An 18,426-nucleotide genomic window follows, 5' to 3' on the forward strand; every position below is an offset into this window, starting at 1 on the left:
CGTGCCTCAAAGCTTGCTGGACGATTCACGACGCAGCGCGTCAGGCCCGGTACTGGTGCGCCGGTCCTTGGGGCGGTTGAGCAGCGTGTCGATGCGTTGCGAAACGCGTCGCGCCGACTCCTCCCAGGAAAACCGTGTCACGTTGTTCAGGCCGCGCCGCCGTAGCGACTGGCGCAGCGGCAAGTCAGTGAGGATGCGCTCCATGGCCGAGGCCATGTGAGTGACGTCCAGCGGGTCAAAATACAAAGCGCTGGCTTGCAGCACTTCGGGAATCGATGCCGCATTGGCCGCCAGCACCGGGCAGCCGCAGGCTTGTGCCTCCAAGGGCGGGATGCCGAAGCCTTCGTACAGCGAAGGAAACACAAACGCGGTCGCGCCCTGATACTGCTCGATCAACTGGTCGTCGCTCAGGCGCCCGAGAAAACGGATGCGAGGATCGCGGCTGGCCAACCGTTGCAGATTGTCATCGCTGAAGATGCCGCTGGCACCGCCCACGATATGCAGTTGAACGTCGTCGTGGCCGCGCAGCAGCAAGAACGCCTGAATCATCCGGCTGAAATTCTTGTGTGCGCTGGGCGAGGACACTGCCAGCAGATAGTCGGGTTGATCACGCAGCGGCGGCCCGGGCTGGAACGCGCCGCTGACAGCATTCGGCACCACGAAGATCTTTTTTTCCGGAAAGTTGTAGAACTGCGCAATCTCGCCCTTGGAAAAATTGCTGACCGTCAGCAACGCCTTGATTCGCGACAGCATGATCGGCGTCATGGTCCGGTAAAGAAGGCGAAATAGCCGGGTGTAGCTTTCCGGGTGACGAACGTAGGTGACGTCGTGGTGAGTGGCGATCTGGTTGCCGTAGAACAGCGGTGCCGTGCTGCACAGCGACACCAGCAGCGGGTTGCCATGACGGCGCAGGAACAGCGGAAGGTCCAGTTGTTCCCACAGATGGCCGCTGTGGCGTCCGATGCATTGCACGTCCAGCGCCTTGGCGCTCTCGTGCATCATGATCCCGTGTGGGGCCACGAAGATGACGTCGTCGCGCAACTGCCGCAGCGCAAGGCAGGTCTGCTCGGCGAAGCGCTGAACGCCGCGCAACTCCTGTGTCAGAAAGCGTGCATTGATCACAATCATTGTGGTCGACCTGTGAAAGAAGTAGGGGCGTGACAACCCGCCAGGGTGGTTCGTCAAGACGTTCAACCGTGCAGGACGCGTACGGTGGTCCGGTCGCGGTGTTAAATGGCTCATCAATCGAGGCCAGCGGACCCCCGCAGGCGGCGCCAGGGCTGGCAACGGGTTGAGCGGATGATCAGGGCAAGGCGAACAATGCCGGGCGTGTGCCCAACGTGATGATTTTCGGAAACTCGTCGATCGGTACTAGTGCCGAACAACGTCCATCGTCGCAGTTCCAGGGTATGCCGCTGTCGACCAACCCCTTTTGCGGCTCCCGGGTATCGATGTAGTGCACATTGCCGCGCAGTACGCTGCTTGCATCGACCTTGATCGAGCGGGGCGAACCGGCGGTCCAGGCGACCATGATCTGATCGGACCCTTTGGCGAACCGCAGCAAATACTGTGAGTCGATTTCTCGGCTCTTCTCTGCGTCATAACGGAACTGGTGCAACGTCGGGCTGATTGCCTTCAGTGTCAGGTAAGCCTGTTTGACGCTCAGATCCTGATTGAGCAGACCGAAATTCTGTTCAGGGTCCGTGCCGTCCGGACCGTCGTTGAGCAGGCCGTTCCACCACATACCTTTCACGTTGGGCAGGGTCTGGACCAGAAAGAAACTGCGCGCCAGAAATGCGGCCTGCGTGTTTTCGTCGCCGCCGCAGCGGCCATCGTTACTGGGCCAGCCCATTTCCGTCAGGTACAGCGGCACGGCGGTCTTGGTCTTGGACTTCTCCTTGAGGTCCTCGCTGATTCGGCGCAGCCAGGCGATCCAGTTTTCCGGGGTATTGCGCTCATCCGAGCGGCAATACACATAAGGGTGCAGCGACAATCCGTCGACATGGTTAAGAATGCCCGACTCCACCAATCGGTCGGCGAAGCCCAGGTCCATCCCCTGGCTGGTCACCGCCCCGGCGAGAATCATCATGGGCCGCTGGTTGGTTCGGATGCGCCTGGCCGCCTCTTCGATCAGGATGCTGTAGTCCTGAGCGAACACCGGATCGACGGGATTTTCCTTGTCCCATTCATTCCAGATTTCATAAAAATCCACGCTGTCAGTGAGCTGTCGGGTGACGAAGCTGACGTAGTTGGCGTACGCCTCTCGAACCAGCGGCTTACGCGGCTTCGCGTAGTTGTCGTAAAACGGATTCCCGTAACCCAGCACCAACAGGGGCCGCAAATGATGTTCCTGCGTGTTGCTCAGATAGGCCTGCCAGACGGGCTCGATCTTCATCAAGCCTCGTCGGGGCTCGGCGCTGGACCAGTAGGCGTCGTCGCGTACCGAATCCACGCCTGCCGCTTCGAGCAGTTGCAGCGCCTTTGCCGAGTTGGAGTTCTTGTTCATCAAGTGCGTGTCGACGCCGATGATGAACGCATCGTCCGCCAGGGCCGAGCCACTGATAACCCAACTGAACCCGCTCAGCAGCAGGATTTTCAATGGTCGTCGTAACCTCGTCAGGCACAGGGGCGGCATGGCTTGTCTCAATGAAGAGGCACGGTCCGGAGCGCTTGCTCAGTCAGTCTCGGGCCGTCGGCAATGGATGTCGTGTGCGCGCGGCCGTCAGACCGGGTGCGGCAAGACAGTCGGGTCACGGTGCACGATGTTGTCGAGCAACGTCTGGGCGAAGATGCTTTCATAACTGTCCAGCATCAGGTCCAGATTCAGCAGCGCTGCCACGCTGACCCGCGCTTGGCGACTCAATCGCGCCAGCAACTCAGGTTGCTGATGCAACCTGAGCATCGCATGGCCCAGCGAGTCAGGATCGTCCGGGCTGCACAACAAGCCATTGAGCGGGTCCTGAATGATCTCCGGCAGCCCGCCCATACGGCTGGCGATGACGGGCACCGAGTGTGCACACGCCTCCACGGCCACCATGCCGAACGGCTCGTTCCACCGCGAGGGCACCACCGCCACGTCGACCTGACTGTAAAACGTCTCCGGCGTCTGGTAGCCGACGAACCGGACATTCGGCGACGTGACCAACGCCTTGAAAGCGGCCTCGTCAGCGGCCTGTCCGCGCCCTGCGATTTGCAGGGTGGCGTCGAATGGCAGGCGCTGAAATTGTTCGATGAGCCAGCGTATGCCTTTCTGTTCGGAAAGGGTGCCCATGTATCCGAAACGTAGCGGGGCCTTTTTCAAGGCCGGGTTGGACTCACGCTGCGTGTGAGGGGCGTCGTGCACTGCTGCGTAGGGGCTGGCGTTATGCACGACATAGCCTTTGGCGGCACTGAAGTAACCGCGCTGGCGGAGCTTGTCGAGAATGAACTGGCTGACCCCGACCACCGCCGACACCTGCGCCGAGCGTGTGTCGTGACCCTTGCGAAAGTGCTGACAGGTGCCGCAGGCCTGCTGGCAGCATTGGCCGCCCTTGAACATATTGGCGCTCGGGCACATCAGGTACATGTCATGCAACACCTGAACGATGGGCAAACCGGCAGCCGTGATCTCGTCCCATACCGAAACCGACCAGCCCGCCAGGTTATGGCACACCACCAGTTGCGGCCGTTGTTGATCGATCACCTGCTTGACGTAACTGCGCATGGCGCCGTTGTAGCGGTCCCGCAGGTGCCAGCCGAGCCGGGCGAGACGCCCTGGCCGTTGTGCCCCGAAGTGCCAATAGAAATTGTGCAGGCCGGCACGGTAGACGGTTACACCATTCACCGATTCGGTCGCCAACCCGGCGTCCGGGCCGGTCACCAGCACGCTGACCTGGCAGCCACGTCGTTGCAGGCCTTCGACGGTGCGCTGAAGAATAATCTCAGCGCCCCCGCCGATGTGAGGTGAATACAGGCTGCTGATGAAAAGGATGTTCATAAAGGATACGACCGATTCAGACCCAGTACGCCGGACTCGCCATCGCGGATGGCTTTTTCGATCAGGTTCAGACGCTCTTCGGCACCGCGCCGCCTGGCGATCAGCCGCAACAGCCGAAAGAACACCCATCGGTTAAGGCTGTACAGCATCGACGAATTGGCCCAGACGTTCTTGTCGAACCAGGCCTGGTTGCGCGCCCCGTAGTAGGCGCGAAGGTCCGAGCCCCCCAACAGGAAGCTTTCGTAGATGTTGTTGGTGCGCGCCTTGATGTTCCAAGAGTTCTCCAGGTCATCGAGCACAGCTTCGGGGACGAGAAAGATTCGGCCGCCGCCTGCGGTGATGCGCCAGGTGTATTCGCTGTCATCGGCATAAAGCATCAGCGCGTCCAGTGGCAGGCCGATCTTGCGGTACAGGTTGCGATGGGCAAGCAGGCCGCCGTACGTGGCGAACGGGAGCTGCACCATTTGCAGCTTGCCGGGCGCGGCCTGCGGCGCACCCCACGGCAGCCGACGCCAGATCTTGTAGGGCAGTTGCGCAATGTGGAAACCGAAAAAACTGGAGCGGCGTTGAATCGCAAAGCGCTTCGGCACCCCAGCCGCGATGTCGGCCTGATGGGTCGGACGAAAGCCCAGCACAGCAGCCTTGTCTTCGCCGTCGATTCGCTTGCGTTCTTCCAGTACCCGATGCAGCGTCGCGATGGCGTTGATGGTGGGCGCATTGTCGTCGTCCATCAGCCAGATGTGCTCGGCGCCGGCGTCCAATGCGGCCTGGATGCCCACCGAGTAGCCGCGGGCGGACCCCGTGTTCTCATGCAGGTAAATCACGCTGACTTCGCTGGGCCAGGTCCGACGCAAGGTTTCCAAAGGAGCCGTGGAGGCGTTGCTGACGATGATCACCCGGTCGATCAGGGGGCTTTCCAGCGAACGGCTGACCAGCGTGTGCAAATAGTTGAAACGGTCACCATAGGTGAGCGTCACCAAAGTCGTTTTCGAGGTCATGGTGAGTTTCCGGGCGCAAAGGGTTCAAGAGGCTGAGCGCGTCAGCCTCTGCAGCATTCAAATTCAAGAATCAGATCGTGAGGGCACAAACCCGTAGGAGCGCGCTTGCCCGCGAGGCGTCGTGTCAAGCACCTCGCGGGCGACTGATACACCGCTGTCGCGGGCAAGCGCGCTCCTACGTCGGGTTCGATGTTTCGGCTCAACCGCGTTTCCAGCCGCGACAGGCTGCTGACCGGCAGGGTCACCTTCTGTCCGCGGTGAAAGCCCGTAGGAGCGCGCTTGCCCGCGAGGCGTCATGTCAGACACCTCAATGGCGATTGATACACCTCGTCGCGGGCAAGCGCGCGCCTGCAGCGGGTTCGGTGCTTCAGCTCACCCGCGCTTCCAGCCGCGACAGGCTGCTGACCGGCAGGGTCACCTTCTGTTCGCGGTGCAGCAGGTTGAGCAGGATCACCGCGCGCTCGTCGCCATCGGCGGCGAGGAAAATCGCTTCAATGTCGTTGAACCCGTCCGCGGTAATGCGCACGGCCTCGCCCTGCTGGAAGACCACCTTGGGCACGGGTGCCAGCAGGCGTTGGCGAATCTGCTCGATGAGTTCGTCCTTCACCGGAATGGGCATGCCGCCGAAGGTCACGATCCGCGCGACACCGCGCGTGGAGCGAATCGGGTACCAGTTGTCCTGGGTCTGATCCATGTGGATGAACAGGTAGCCAGGAAACAGTTCCTCTTCCGACGCGGCGCGTGCGCCACGCTTTTTCTCGCCCTGCTTGACCGGGCGGTAGCAGGCGAAGTTCTGGCGTTGCAGGTGCTCCTCGGCGCGTGCTTCCTGGCGAGGCTTGGTTTGAATGAGGTACCAGCGGGCTGAATCATTCGAGGTGCTGACGACGTGAGACATCATTGATCACTCCACTGCAATCCGGTTCGACAGAGTTGATACAAGCTCAGGGTGGTGCGTCATTCGGGCGAGCAATCCGGGCTCGGCAGCAGGCGGATTCTTGTCCAGTTGGAACTGGGTCAGCAGGTGCTGGACCTGCTCCACGCAGTTGAACATCAATACATCGATAATCGACAGATTGGCGACGAAAGGTTGCCTGAACTGGCAATATTCTACCGGGCTCATGCGGAAAAACCGCACCAGCAGGCGGTTGCGCGCAAAATGGTCGCGGTCATACACCACCGAGCCGCCTTCGGGCGTGATGAACGTCGTCGCTTCGAAGGTATGGGCAATGCGGATGATCCGCTCTTGTTTGTCCACAGGGCTGCCCAGTATCAGGTCGGAGCTGCGCATGATCGGCGTCACGATGTGCAGATAAGCACACAATTCGCGGATCGCGTGCTCGGCGTATAACGCGATGTTTTGTTGCGGGAAGCGGACCAGCCGCTCGATCAGCGGCATGACCTGCGCGAAGTAGGGGGCTTGCTGGTAACTCTGCGCGATCAGCGCGATGAGTCGATCGGCCTCTTCGCTGAAGCGGTCGCACAGTTGCCGCTGGTTGATCGGCAGCTGGAAGCGGTCTTTTTTCAGTGGGAAGCTGATCAGCCGCGCTTCGTGGTCATGCAGGATACGGTTGCGGTTGACCCACCCGGACCGCACGTACTGCAGATCGTCTCCCAGGACGAACACGTCCGCCGCGGCGATCAACTGGAAATACCCCAGATACGGAAAGAGGTAGGGCTGCATCACTGCGATGGTCCTGGCCATGTACGTCTCCTTTACTGCTTTGACTTCATGCCCCGCTGTGCCGCGGGGCTGGCTCTTATTTGCGAACGGTGGTGTAGTCGTATCCATACGCGGCGCAGTCGTAGTCGGCGGTCGACGCCTTTCGCAGCACACCGTTGAAAATCGCACCCTTGATCAGAATGCCGTTGTGCATCAGGCGACGTTTGCACGCCTCGATTTCCTTGGCGCTGCTCAGCCCGAAGCGGGTGACCAGCAGGCACGTGCCGGACTGCCGGCCCACCAGGGTGGCGTCAGTGACCGCCAGAATCGGTGGGGTGTCGACGATCACCAGGTCGTACAGCGGCGACAGGTCGGTGATCAGCTTGTTGAAGTTGTCATGCATCAACAGCTCCGACGGGTTGGGCGCCGCGAAACCACAGGAAATGAAGTCCAGGTTGCGCACTTCAGTGTGGTTGATCACTTCCCCGCTTTTCAGCCGTGCCGCCAGCGTGTCGGACAGACCGTGTTTGGGCGACAGGTTGAACAACTTGTGCAGATAGCCTTTGCGCATGTCAGCGTCGATCAGCAGCACACGCTTGCCGGTCTGGGCAATGATCACCGCCAGATTGCTGGAGACGAACGATTTGCCCACACCCGGTGTCGGGCTGGAAATCATCAGTACGTTGTTGCGTGCTTCCAGCATCGCGAAGTGCAGGCTGGTCCGCAGGCTGCGCAGCGACTCGATGGCCAGTTCCGTTGGCGCGCTGACGCTGAGCAGGCGTGGCTCCTTGTTGCCTGCTCGGTTGCCGAGTTTGTCCATGCGTTCCTGCTGGCGGGAAAACGGCAGCGACGCATACACCGGCATTCCCAGGTTCTCGATCACATCCGGGTTATCGATACCCCGGTAAAAGGCCTGACGCACGAACACCGTCACCACCGCCACCAGCAGGCCGACAAGGGCGGCGACCAGCACGATGATCTTGCGCATCGGCTTGACCGGCTCTTCGATATTGGCGTCGGCGTTGTCGATGATGCGCACGTTACCGATGCTGCCCGCCCGCAGAATGTCCTGCTCCTGGCTCTTGTCCAGCAGCAGGGTGTAGGTCTGCGAAGTGACCTGCATGTCACGGTTCAAGCGCAACAGCTCTTGTTGAGTGGCCGGCAGCGTTTCGATTTTCTTCAACAGCGCCGCTTTCTGCGCTTCGACCTGGCCGATCTGCGTCATCAGGCCGCGGTAGGTCGGGTGTTCAGGCGTATACAAGCGTTCGACGTCGACCCGCTTCATTTTCAAGTCCGACAGCGTGCCTTCCAGCTTGACCACCTGATCGAGCACCGATTTGGTTTCCACGCTCAGGTCCACCGACTTGGCGCTGGTCTGGAAATTGTTCAAGGCAATTTCCGACTGCTCCAATTGCTTGCGCACGGCGGGCAATTGCGAACGCAGGAATTCCAGGCGTTGGGCCGCTTCGGCCGAGCTGCGCTCCACGTTCTGCCGTACGTAGAGGCGGCTGACTTCATTAAGGATGCGCTTGGCCAATGCCGGATCCGGGTCCTGGATCGACAGGTAGACGATGCCGGAATCCTTGCCCGCCTCAATGATCTTCAGGCGATCCTGATAATCCAGGGCGGCGGTCAGGGTGCGCTGGCGAACGACGGTGAACTCGGTGCCAGGCCGACCGGTGAGGGCGGCCACCTGGATCTTCACGCCGCTGCCTTCCACGGTCTGACCGACCGGGCCGCTGAGCAGCTTGTTGTGGTCCTGGTCATACAGCGAAAAGGTGTCAGGCTTGTCGATGACCATGGTCATCTTCTCGCCCAGCAAGGCATCCGGCACTTCCAACTGGAAGATGTCGATCTTCTCGCCGCCCCAAGCGAAGCTGTCCAGGCCGAACAGAGGCGCAGCAATCTCGCCTTCGTGCTCCGGCTTGAACCGGCGGGCCATATAGCTGCCGATGCCTGGCACATATTTGGGCTTCTGGATGATATAGAGCTTCAGGTCATCGACGACTTTACCCAGCACCGCGCGCGACTTGATCAGCTCGATTTCAGTGGTTGCCTGGGAGACCGACAGGGGTTTGCTGTTGATTTCGGTGCGGCCCTCGATGCCGATTTTCTTCGGCTCGATCTGAATCATCGCGTTGGCCTGGAAGATTGGCGTGGCGAGTATGGCGTAGGTCACCCCCAGCAGGATGCAGACACCCATGATCGCAGCGATCATTCCCTTATGGTCGAACAGCGTGCGCAAGATGGTCGCCAGATCGATTCGGGAGTCCTGGACGTCGTCCAGGGAAGTACGGTTCATAGCGGTCATTTATCTCGAATCTCCTGACTGAAGATAAGGAAGCCAGTCGTCGACACAACGCGAGAGCAACTCGTAGGTCTGTTCAAAGGCTAATTTCGGGCGCCGGTACGGATCGGCGATTTCCATGTCCTGTTGCCACTTGCCTATCAGAAACGTCTTGCCACGCACTTCGGGCGCCAGCTTGAGTACGCTCTGGGCCTGGCGATGCTCCATCAGCAGGATCAGGTCCGCCTCGTGCAGCATCTGACGGTCGATCTGTCGGCTGCGATGCCGGTGGGCTTCGACGCCGTTGACGTGCAGAACGGCCCGGGCCAGCGGGTCCATGGTTGAACTGAGCATGGCGTGAGTGCCGGCCGACGACACGGTGATGCGATCGTTGAGCACCCGTTGTCGGAACATGGCCTCTGCCATGGGGCTGCGACAAATGTTGCCGACGCAGACCACCAGCACGTTACTGAACATGACCTTTACTGAAGGTCGTCATCAGTCTTTTGCCGATGTTGGTGCTGAAGTTTTTGCCCACCTGCAACAGCGTCTGCGCCTTGCGCTGGGGCGTGATCGCGGACATCGAGTAGCCGACCAGTTCCATCAGGAAATGCTCGTACAGTTCATCATTGCCCAAGCGGTTGTAATAGTTGGCCAGCGCCCCCGACGTCTGCAGGGCCATGTGCAGCTTTCGTTTGTTGGAGCGCATGGAGAACACCCCGCCCGGATGCATGCGATAGGCCGCCGGTTTGATCTCGCCCATGAACTTGCCCTTGCCATACGCGCCCAGCAATGACCACCAGACCAGATCGTTGAGGGGCGCGCCGACCAGTTCCTTGGGCAGCGAATCGAAGACGTTGCGGAACACCGTGGTCAAGGTCGAAATCGGCCGTGCCTTTTGCAGCTCCAGCGCAGTGGCGTCAGCGCGCAGCTCGCCCTGCAGCTGAATGCCGTATTGGCCGTTGCTGTCGAACGGAATCGCGTCGTGATAGGTGAGCACGTAGTCCGGGTGGTTTTCGAGAAACTCCACCTGCGTGTGCAGCTTGCGCGGGTCGGTCCAGTAGTCGTCGCCTTCGCAGAACGCGATGTAGCGTCCGCGGGCTTCGCCGAACAGGCGGGGCACCGAAGGGTTGCCCTGCGAATACTGGTTGGTCTCGTGGTAGAAGGCGCGGATCAGCGTCGGGTAGCGTTCGACGTATTGCGCAATGACGCGGGCGGTGCCATCGGTGGAGGCATCATCATTGACCAGGATTTCGACGTCATAGGACGTTTCCTGCATCAGGAAGCCTTCCAGTGTCTGAGCGACATAGGCTTCCTGGTTGTAGGCTGGGCAGACGATGCTGACCAGGGGTGCGGCGGACGAAAGGTTCGTCTTTTTGCTAATAGCATCCATGGCTTATGTACTCGGTTTGCTGAACAAGACGGAAATCTTCGTCACCAGTGGCTTGTCGCTCACGGCGACCACCATCAGCGTGATCAGGCCGCTGACGGCCAGACCCAAGAACGTGTTGAAGCGGTTTTCATTGGCGATCAGGCGCAGCACCGGTTCGCTGATTGCCAGGCCGGCGGCCGTCATGACGCAGATGCGAATGACGTCGCGCAACCACACCCCGTGAATGCCCGGTGCCAGCCGCTGGTGCACGACCATCGGCCAGATCGCGAACGACACCGAACGCAAAAGGCACCAGGCCACAGCGGCACCGGCCGCGCCGTAAAAGCGGATCGCCAGGTACATCACCGGCACGGTGACCAGCGCCGAAATGACGCTGTACCAGACATGCAGGCGCATTTGCCCGTAGGCATATTGCAAATAAAACTGAAACGCGCTGACCGCCATGATTGCGCTGCCCAGCGAGTACCACGGCAGGATCGGACGGCTCCATTCGGCCGCTGGCCGGTCTCCAGACCAGGCGTACACCATGTCGTAGGCGTGCAATGCGATCAGCGCGGCCAGGGGAAACAGGAACGTGCAAACGAAGCGGTTGGCCGCCAGAAACAGCGCGTGCATGTCATCGCGTCGCCCCTCGGCCATCAGCACCGTCAGGCGCGGCAACAGCGTCTGCGCCAGCGGGTTGCTCAACATCATGATGCCGGTGGTGATCAGCGCCACCAGCGAGAAGTAGCCGTATTCATCGAGGGGCAGCAGCTCGGAGAGCAGCACCTTGTCGATCTGGGTGAGCACGATCCACAGCACTGCGGTGCCCGACATGCTCGCCGCGAAGGGGATGATCGGCTTTACCAGTTGCCAGTCGAAGCCGGTCAGCCAGCCTGGCGTCGGCATCTCCCGGTACGCGCGGGCGGCGAAGATCAGCGTTTCGATCAACCCCACCAGCACTTGAAACTGGAAGAAGATCACCGGATCGCTGGAGATCTTGCTCACCAGGAACAGTCCGCCGAAATAGCGCAGGGTGGCGATGATCACGTTGGCGATGTTCAGCCACGCATGCTGTTCCAGACCCTGAATCCCGCTTTTATAAAGTGTCGAATACAACCTGAGGGCGATGACGATGCCCATCAGGCCGATGCATTCGATCACCGTCTGAGTCGACAGATCCTTGGGGTTCAACCAGTGCACCGCAATCCATTGGCTGCCCAGGTACATCGCTGCGCAACAGGCACCGGTCAGTGGCAGGAATATGATCTCGAACGAACGCAGCAGGCGGCCCGAGTGACGATCCATCGTCTCAGCGGCCTGTTGGTGGGCCACCGCCCTGACCAGGCTGGGAGACAGACCGGCGTCCAGCAATTGCAGCCAGGCCTGCAGAACTGAGAAAAAGCCGATCAGGCCGTAAGCTTCTGCCCCCATATGACCGAGGTAGAACGGCATGATGAGGATGCCCACCAGCAGGGTGTAAGCCTGTCCGGCATAGCTCAACGCAGTATTGCGTATGACTGAGCGCTGGGTTTGCATGGGATGTCTGTCTCACCGTGAAGGGGCAGTGGTTTCGCTATCCAGACTCAGATGACCCGTGCCAGATCGGGTACCCGATAGGGCGCATGGCCCAGACTGCACTCGGCGATGACGGTATTGATCACCCGCTCCTGATCCTCGCGCAGCAACCCCGGATAGATGGGCAAGCACAGCACCCGCTCGCTCAGCGAACGCGACGCGGTTTGCGCGGCTTGTGGTTGCAGGTATTCGAGGGTATCCAGCGATGGATAGAAATACCGACGCGGGTTGATGCCATTGGTGTTCAGCGCGCTGCGCAGACGCAGTAATTGCTGCTCGTCCTTCAAGGCGATCGGGTAATAGCTGTGGTTCAACTGGCTGTTGTCTTCCGGCTTTTGCAGGTCCACATAGTCGCCAAGGCTTGTGGTGTAGCGATCGGCGATTTCGGCGCGCTCCTGAAGAATGTTCTCGATGTCGTCGAGAATGCACAGCCCCATCGCTGCGGAAAACTCGTTGAGTTTGGCGTTGATGCCGATGCCGTCGATTTTGTCGACGTCAACGATGCCGAAATTGCACAGCAGATGGACGCGGCGGGCCAGTTCGTCGTCATTGGTAATGATGGCGCCGCCTTCAATGGTGTGGAACAGCTTGGTGGCATGAAAGCTCAAGGTGCTGATATCGCCCCAGTTGAGAACCGACCGGCCAGCGTGACGCACCGCAAACGCATGGGCGCCGTCGTACACGACTTTCAGATTGCGCCGACGGGCGATCTCCTCGATGCGTTCGACGGCACAGGGGTTGCCGAACACATGGGTGCCGACGATGGCGGTGGTGTCCGAAACGATTCGGCTTTCGATGTGTTCGGGGGAGATGTTCCAGGTCTGCGCGTCGATGTCAGCGAAGATCGGGCGAATACCTTCCCACTGCAGTGAACTGCTGGTGGCTACAAAGCTGAAGGGCGTTGTCACTGCGCTGCCGCTCAGTTCCAGCGCCCGATAGGCCACTTGCAGGGCAAGGGTGCCGTTGTTGGTGAGAATGACGTGCTTGACGCCCAGGTAATCCTTGAGGCGTTGTTCCAGTTCACACACCAGCGGCCCGTGGTTGGTCAGCCAGCCTCGCGCATAGATGCCTTCGACGTACGTCTTGAACTTGTCGATATCGCCCAGGTAAGTCTTGGTTACGTTGATCATCGAAGTCTCCATTTCTGATGCAATGCGTGAAGGCGGTTGAAGCGGTCATGCCACCGCGGCGAGGCTCAACCCGGGGTCGAGGCCGGTGGCTGGCGACCGGCTTTGTTACTCATCCGGCGGGCACGGCCCTGATTGATCCTGAGGATCAGGCGGGTCGCCAGGCTTCCCGTATGCGGGTCGCCGAAATGGAACAACGCGGTTGCGCGTTTCAGGCCAGGGCTGCATCGCTGGTTGGCATGCAGCGTGCGATACCCCCAGAAGAAATAAATGCTGCCGGGCTCGAGGCGCAGCACATAAGGCTTGAGCCAGTCACGCTGCATGCCCTTGATGATCCAGCTGCGGGTCAGCTTGTTCTGCAGCAGCGCTTTTTCGATCACGTTGAACAGCACCCACGAGCGCACCCGGCGCAGGTTAGGGAAGAGCATCAGATCGCCGCGTTCTTCACCTTCGGTAGGGATGAACACCGGGACAAGTGCCGTCACCAGGCTGGCGTCGTAGTGAAACGCGTTGGATTCCCGTTTGCCGATGTCGCCTTGTACGCATCGCAGCACCGGGAAGATCTGGTCGCTCAAGGGCGCTTTTCCTGCAGCGTGCCGATATAGGCCGGCCAACAGCGATTTAAACTGCGGGTCGGTCCAATAGCTCGCCAACAGGCTTTCACCCAGCATCGCCTCACCGTGGTACGCAAAATATTCGCCGCGGTGCTTCTGTGCTTGCTCGTCCGTCCAGGCACGCAGCCGCTGCAAGTCGCCGTCGCTCACTGCGCCGCTGAGCCGGGCAAAGCCGTGGGTATCGATTTCGTCAGCCAAGCGCGTGGCCAGCTGCTCATCCGTGTCGAAAGATAAAGGCATTGCCTTACGCCCCTGTTGGTCATGTGGAGAATGCAGCGCTGGCGGCGCGGGTCAGGCACGCTACCGCCCGAATCTGCTGATCCTGCCGTGGTGTTCGCTGCAGCGGATGTCCTGTTGGTTCTCTAAGAAATGGGCCGGATAATGTTTTCGGGCAAAGCTACCGCCCGACCGCACACTTTCAGTCATTTCAAAACACTTTCTTTAGGCCAACACTGACCCGTCGATGCCGAATGCACACCGTTGGGGGTCATGGACTTCGCTGGCAGTTACAGAGTGAAAGAGTCGTCATATTTTTCCGGCGCGGCTCTTTGGCCACGCTCAAAAAACAGAAAAACATCGGACAGGCATATATATCGACGGCCTCGGGGAGTCTGTCAATTTATTTCGCCAACATTCTGTTAAATTTTTGATAAGCGGGTCATTTGATTATCTAACTTGCTGATTTTAAAGGAAGTCAAAAAACCATCAGTGCCTCATCACGGTGCGCTGACGCTTGTCGAGAAGGAGAGGCGGGGTGTTGAGCGAGGACTGAAATGCGAGGTTGAGTCGGTTTTCCACCGCCAGAAGTCAGTCATTCCCTCGACGCTGCGATTTTATGGCGCTGATTAATTGAACATCGCTATACATTATTTAGTTGATACTTCTGGGACTAATGGTGCGCAGGTTAATCCCGACTTATGAGGGTGGGTGGCCTTAATAATGATGGTTCATGGCGCATAACGCTGCAGTTTGAGAATGGTTCAACAACGAACCTATAGGAGCGCGCTTGCCCGCGCGATTGCGGTGTAGCTTTACCATTCGCAGGGCCTGACACACCCCAGTCGCGGGCAAGCGCGCTCCTGCATGCGGCTCGCGAGCTTTTGATCAGCGCTTCGACAAGCTTCACCTGACGATCCAGCGTCGCACGATCTTGGCTGCGCACGGTGGCGTGCCCTACCTTGGCGTCAGTGTTTGCAAGGAAGTGGCTCAAGCGCTACTGGGCCGTTCAAAGAAGGCTGCTCGGATGCCGGGCCGTCGTGATGGTATTCCTTCGCCACAGCTGCGCGGTTGCTCCTGACCGAGTCGTCCGCCATTATCTGGCGGGTACGGTGCAAACCGAATCGGTCAGCAGGAGAGTCAATGAATATGCAGTCGAAAACCACTGGAGTGGTGGCGCAACGCCTCGCGCAGGCACGTGCGCTGATGAGTCGTGAAGGTATCGATGCCTGGTTGCTGCCGTCCGCCGACCCTCATCTCTCCGAATACCTCCCTGGTTACTGGCAAGGACGGCAATGGTTGTCGGGCTTTCACGGGTCGGTCGGCACGTTGATCGTCACTCAGGAGTTCGCCGGTCTCTGGGCCGATAGCCGATATTGGGAACAGGCCACTAAAGAGCTGGCCGGCAGTGGCATCGAACTCGTCAAGCTGCAACCGGGGCAGCAGGGCCCGTTGGAGTGGCTGGCGGATCAGGCCAAGGACAACACCGTGGTGGCCGTCGACGGCGCCGTTCTGGCCGTGGCATCCTCTCGCACCCTGGCCAGCAGCCTCTATGCCCGCGGCGCCCGGTTGCGAACCGATTTGGACCCCCTGACCGAACTCTGGAGCGATCGACCGACTCTGCCGACGCATGCTGTCTATGAGCACGTCGCACCGCAGGCCACCCAGACTCGCGGAGACAAGCTGGCGCGTTTGCGCAGCGCACTGGTCGAGCGGGGCGCCGACTGGCATTTCCTGGCCACGTTGGATGACATCGCCTGGTTGTTCAACCTTCGAGGCGCCGATGTTTCTTATAACCCGGTGTTCATTTCGTTCGCCCTTATCGGCCCGGACAGCGTCAGTCTCTTCGTCGCACCGGAAAAAGTGACGTCGGCCCTGCGCGGCACACTGGAAAGTGAAGGCATCACATTGCGCGATTACGTCCAGATTGGCGCCGCATTGAGGGAAGTCCCGAAGGATGCGCGGGTACTGATCGACCCCGCACGAGTGACCTGTGGGTTGCTGGATTACCTGGACAGCGAAGTGAGCCTGGTCGAGGGGCTGAATCCAACAACGCTGTTCAAATCACAGAAAAGCGAAGCCGATGCCCAGCATATCCGTCAAGCCATGGAGCAGGATGGGGCAGCATTGTGCGAGTTCTTCGCCTGGCTGGAGTCGGCCCTGGGCAACGAACCCGTCAGCGAACTGACCATCGACGAGAAACTGGGCGCTGCCCGGGCAAAACGACCGGGCTATATTTCACAGAGCTTTGCCACCATCGCGGGCTTCAACGCCAACGGCGCGATGCCTCATTATCGCGCTACCGAGGCAGAGCACGCGCAGATCGAAGGCAACGGGCTGCTGCTGATTGATTCCGGCGGACAATACTTGGGCGGTACGACGGACATTACCCGCATGGTGCCGATCGGCACCCCGACGCACGAGCAGCGGCTTGATTGCACCCGCGTGCTCAAAGGGGTGATTGCCCTGTCCCGAGCACACTTTCCGCGAGGAATTCTGTCGCCACTGCTGGACGCCATCGCCCGCGCCCCGCTCTGGGCGGAGGGCGTCAACTACGGTCACGGGACGGGCCACGGCGTGGGCTATTTCCTCAATGTCCATGAAGGTCCGCAAGTTATTGCCTACCAAGCGGCTGCTACGCCGCAAACGGCCATGCTGCCGGGGATGATCACTTCAATCGAACCGGGAACCTACCGCCCGGGGCAGTGGGGTGTGCGCATCGAGAACTTGGTGATCAATCAGGAAGCCGCCAAGACAGCGTTTGGCGAATTCCTCAAGTTCGAAACCTTGACGCTGTGTCCAATCGACACGCGTTGTCTGGTTACCGATCTATTGACACAGCAAGAGCGCGATTGGCTGAACGACTACCACGCGCAGGTCCGTCGACGCTTGAGTTCGCTGGTGGACGGCGACGCGTTGGCCTGGCTGGAATTGCGTACGGCTGCCATTTGATACCGCTTGAGACCGCCGCTTTCGTGCGGCGGTTTTAATCGGTCGATCAGAGAAAAGGTGCTTTTGAGGGGGCGGGGCGTCAGGGTTGAGTCGGCTTCTTGCAGACGATGATCATACTGCGGCTCGTGTAGCCCGCGGGGTTGAGGCCTAGCGGGAAATCGCCGGGCTCTTCGGCCCCGTCTCCGGACTTGGCGATGACCCGATATTGCCTCGACTCGCAGGAGTCGGTAGCCATCTGGTAGCACTTGTCCCAAGAGGACGACAAGCCCGAGCAATTGATATGCAGTCCACGCTTACTCTTGATCGGCTTTGAAGTGGCCGCGCATCCGACGACGGTCAGCGCTGCCAGTATTATTAAAATGTACTTCATTCATTTCCTTACCTGACCGGAATGACCGCTCAGTCTTTCGCTTGAGTTCGCTCGCTTGCTGGGTGCTTCAGCCGTTTCCTTTCGGATGAATCTGCGTGCAGGATGAGATCGAGCCGTAAACATGGCGCAATAACGTTACAAATGCCAGTGACATCGTGTAACGGACGCAAAAAAACTCAGTCGCAAGGCACCAGAGCGGCGGGTTCCGGGCGCGTCGTCAGCGTCGCACCGGCCGAGGCGACGATGATTGCGCTGATGGCCAGCCACTGGGTCAACGAAAGGCTTTCATGCAGGAATATCAACCCGGACAAGGCGCCCACCGCGGGTTCCATGCTCATGAGCGTGCCAAAGGTACGAACCGGCATGCGCGTGAGGGCGATCATTTCGAGGCTATACGGCAAGGCGGTGGACAGCACCGCCACGCCTAGTGCGACCGGGATCAAAACAGGGTCGAGCATTGCACTTCCCGCATGGGCTACGCCGATGGGGGCGATCAGAATCGCGGCGATGAGTACACCCAACGCTGCGGTTTGAACGCCATGATCGGCGCCGGCCTTCTGACCGGCCAGGATATAGCCTGCCCAACAAACCCCTGCACCCAGCGCATAAAGGGCGCCGGTCAGGTCCAGGCCGTGAGCTTGACCACTGGGAATCAATAGAGCGAGCCCTGTCACCGCGAGTGCGATCCAAACGAAGTCAGCCAGTCTGCGTGAGTGCATGAGCGCAACGGCCAGCGGGCCTGTGAATTCCAACGCCACAGCAATTCCCAATGGCGTTGTGCGGATAGACATATAGAAGAGGAAATTCATCCCACCCAAGGCAACGCCGTAGAGCAGCACCGAGCGAAGAGAGTTGGCGGTAAACGTGGCTCGCCATGGGCGCAGGATCAGCAGCATCAGCACGCTGGCGAAGATCAAGCGCAGCGCGGTCGCGCCTTGGGCGCCGACGACGGGAAATAGTGATTTGGCCAATGACGCACCGGTTTGCACTGAGGCCATGGCGATGAGCAAGAGGGCTACAGGAAGAGCGATCGATCGTAGATCGCTTGGTCTGACATTCATTGTTAGCACGAGTCCGTAGGATCATAGGCAGGAGGAAAAGCGCGCAATAATGATCAAGATTCACCGCGTGAGCAATATAGTGCGCAGATTTCGAGAATCCTTCTTTTCAATGTTCAAATCGAAATAAGTGCTTGACGGGCCTTCAGATGTCTCTATAATTCGCCCCACTTCCGGCGCAGCCTGAACCGAAAACTCCTTGAAGATCAACGAGTTGC

General features: G+C 59.7%; 15 protein-coding genes. 1 reads left to right on the forward strand and 14 read right to left on the reverse strand.

All coding sequences use genetic code 11. The features are described 5' to 3' along the window. Positions 1 to 6: 6 nt before the first annotated feature. The 12 genes from N5D61_RS25085 to N5D61_RS25140 all read right to left on the reverse strand — a co-directional run bounded on the left by N5D61_RS25085 (position 7) and on the right by N5D61_RS25140 (position 13,852). Complete coding sequence (locus tag N5D61_RS25085; protein WP_108237064.1) at positions 7 to 1,128, reverse strand: glycosyltransferase family 1 protein; 1,122 nt, start codon at positions 1,126 to 1,128, stop codon at positions 7 to 9. Positions 1,129 to 1,303: 175 nt separating this feature from the next. Then, on the reverse strand, positions 1,304 to 2,599 hold the full coding sequence (locus tag N5D61_RS25090; RefSeq protein ID WP_279894602.1) for a hypothetical protein: 1,296 nt from the start codon (positions 2,597 to 2,599) through the stop codon (positions 1,304 to 1,306). A gap of 123 nt (positions 2,600 to 2,722) precedes the next feature. After that, on the reverse strand, positions 2,723 to 3,976 hold the full coding sequence (locus tag N5D61_RS25095; protein WP_279894603.1) for a glycosyltransferase family 4 protein: 1,254 nt from the start codon (positions 3,974 to 3,976) through the stop codon (positions 2,723 to 2,725). Beyond that, a complete protein-coding gene (locus N5D61_RS25100) occupies positions 3,973 to 4,974 on the reverse strand; it encodes a glycosyltransferase (RefSeq protein ID WP_279894604.1) in 1,002 nt (333 codons plus the stop codon). The genes N5D61_RS25095 and N5D61_RS25100 overlap by 4 nt, the downstream gene beginning before the upstream one ends. 367 nt (positions 4,975 to 5,341) lie before the next feature. Beyond that, positions 5,342 to 5,869, reverse strand: coding sequence for a transcription/translation regulatory transformer protein RfaH (gene rfaH / locus N5D61_RS25105; RefSeq protein WP_108237303.1), 528 nt, complete (start codon positions 5,867 to 5,869; stop codon positions 5,342 to 5,344). 6 nt (positions 5,870 to 5,875) lie between these two features. Then, complete coding sequence (locus tag N5D61_RS25110; RefSeq protein ID WP_279894605.1) at positions 5,876 to 6,676, reverse strand: WbqC family protein; 801 nt, start codon at positions 6,674 to 6,676, stop codon at positions 5,876 to 5,878. Between the two features lie 55 nt (positions 6,677 to 6,731). Beyond that, positions 6,732 to 8,945 carry a polysaccharide biosynthesis tyrosine autokinase gene (locus N5D61_RS25115; RefSeq protein WP_279894606.1) on the reverse strand — a complete coding sequence of 738 codons (2,214 nt, stop codon included), beginning with the start codon at positions 8,943 to 8,945 and terminating at the stop codon, positions 6,732 to 6,734. Next, positions 8,946 to 9,398, reverse strand: a complete 453-nt coding sequence (locus N5D61_RS25120) for a low molecular weight protein-tyrosine-phosphatase (RefSeq protein WP_108237059.1) — start codon at positions 9,396 to 9,398, stop codon at positions 8,946 to 8,948. Beyond that, positions 9,388 to 10,314, reverse strand: a complete 927-nt coding sequence (locus tag N5D61_RS25125; protein WP_108237058.1) for a glycosyltransferase — start codon at positions 10,312 to 10,314, stop codon at positions 9,388 to 9,390. The genes N5D61_RS25120 and N5D61_RS25125 overlap by 11 nt, the downstream gene beginning before the upstream one ends. Positions 10,315 to 10,317: 3 nt before the next feature. Next, positions 10,318 to 11,832 carry an oligosaccharide flippase family protein gene (locus N5D61_RS25130; RefSeq protein WP_279894607.1) on the reverse strand — a complete coding sequence of 505 codons (1,515 nt, stop codon included), beginning with the start codon at positions 11,830 to 11,832 and terminating at the stop codon, positions 10,318 to 10,320. Between the two features lie 47 nt (positions 11,833 to 11,879). Next, positions 11,880 to 13,001 (reverse strand): DegT/DnrJ/EryC1/StrS family aminotransferase, encoded by a 1,122-nt coding sequence (locus tag N5D61_RS25135; RefSeq protein ID WP_108237056.1) that lies wholly within the window; start codon positions 12,999 to 13,001, stop codon positions 11,880 to 11,882. Positions 13,002 to 13,066: 65 nt separating this feature from the next. Then, on the reverse strand, positions 13,067 to 13,852 hold the full coding sequence (locus N5D61_RS25140; protein WP_108237055.1) for a hypothetical protein: 786 nt from the start codon (positions 13,850 to 13,852) through the stop codon (positions 13,067 to 13,069). A 1,119-nt stretch (positions 13,853 to 14,971) separates the two neighbouring features. Between N5D61_RS25140 and N5D61_RS25145 the strand changes: the two genes are divergently transcribed. After that, positions 14,972 to 16,780: an aminopeptidase P family protein gene (locus N5D61_RS25145; RefSeq protein WP_279894608.1), complete on the forward strand. Its 1,809-nt coding sequence runs from the start codon at positions 14,972 to 14,974 to the stop codon at positions 16,778 to 16,780. Between the two features lie 79 nt (positions 16,781 to 16,859). Here the strand turns inward: N5D61_RS25145 and N5D61_RS25150 are convergent, their stop codons facing one another. Together N5D61_RS25150 and rhtA are read right to left on the reverse strand one after the other, a co-directional pair. Then, a complete protein-coding gene (locus N5D61_RS25150; protein ID WP_108237052.1) occupies positions 16,860 to 17,150 on the reverse strand; it encodes a hypothetical protein in 291 nt (96 codons plus the stop codon). A gap of 176 nt (positions 17,151 to 17,326) precedes the next feature. Beyond that, complete coding sequence (gene rhtA / locus N5D61_RS25155; RefSeq protein ID WP_279894609.1) at positions 17,327 to 18,211, reverse strand: threonine/homoserine exporter RhtA; 885 nt, start codon at positions 18,209 to 18,211, stop codon at positions 17,327 to 17,329. Between the last annotated feature and the right edge of the window lie 215 nt (positions 18,212 to 18,426).

Source organism: Pseudomonas sp. GD03842, from assembly GCF_029841165.1.
Lineage (GTDB): Bacteria > Pseudomonadota > Gammaproteobacteria > Pseudomonadales > Pseudomonadaceae > Aquipseudomonas.

Bases quoted from the DNA above. Each gene is read 5' to 3' on its own strand.
- N5D61_RS25085 (WP_108237064.1), bottom strand. From the start codon at position 1,128: ATGATTGTGATCAATGCACGCTTTCTGACACAGGAGTTGCGCGGCGTT.
- N5D61_RS25095 (WP_279894603.1), bottom strand. From the start codon at position 3,976: ATGAACATCCTTTTCATCAGCAGCCTGTATTCACCTCACATCGGCGGG.
- N5D61_RS25100 (WP_279894604.1), bottom strand. From the start codon at position 4,974: ATGACCTCGAAAACGACTTTGGTGACGCTCACCTATGGTGACCGTTTC.
- rfaH (WP_108237303.1), bottom strand. From the start codon at position 5,869: ATGTCTCACGTCGTCAGCACCTCGAATGATTCAGCCCGCTGGTACCTC.
- N5D61_RS25110 (WP_279894605.1), bottom strand. From the start codon at position 6,676: ATGGCCAGGACCATCGCAGTGATGCAGCCCTACCTCTTTCCGTATCTG.
- N5D61_RS25115 (WP_279894606.1), bottom strand. From the start codon at position 8,945: ATGACCGCTATGAACCGTACTTCCCTGGACGACGTCCAGGACTCCCGA.
- N5D61_RS25120 (WP_108237059.1), bottom strand. From the start codon at position 9,398: ATGTTCAGTAACGTGCTGGTGGTCTGCGTCGGCAACATTTGTCGCAGC.
- N5D61_RS25125 (WP_108237058.1), bottom strand. From the start codon at position 10,314: ATGGATGCTATTAGCAAAAAGACGAACCTTTCGTCCGCCGCACCCCTG.
- N5D61_RS25130 (WP_279894607.1), bottom strand. From the start codon at position 11,832: ATGCAAACCCAGCGCTCAGTCATACGCAATACTGCGTTGAGCTATGCC.
- N5D61_RS25135 (WP_108237056.1), bottom strand. From the start codon at position 13,001: ATGATCAACGTAACCAAGACTTACCTGGGCGATATCGACAAGTTCAAG.
- N5D61_RS25140 (WP_108237055.1), bottom strand. From the start codon at position 13,852: ATGCCTTTATCTTTCGACACGGATGAGCAGCTGGCCACGCGCTTGGCT.
- N5D61_RS25145 (WP_279894608.1), top strand. From the start codon at position 14,972: ATGAATATGCAGTCGAAAACCACTGGAGTGGTGGCGCAACGCCTCGCG.
- N5D61_RS25150 (WP_108237052.1), bottom strand. From the start codon at position 17,150: ATGAAGTACATTTTAATAATACTGGCAGCGCTGACCGTCGTCGGATGC.
- rhtA (WP_279894609.1), bottom strand. From the start codon at position 18,211: ATGAATGTCAGACCAAGCGATCTACGATCGATCGCTCTTCCTGTAGCC.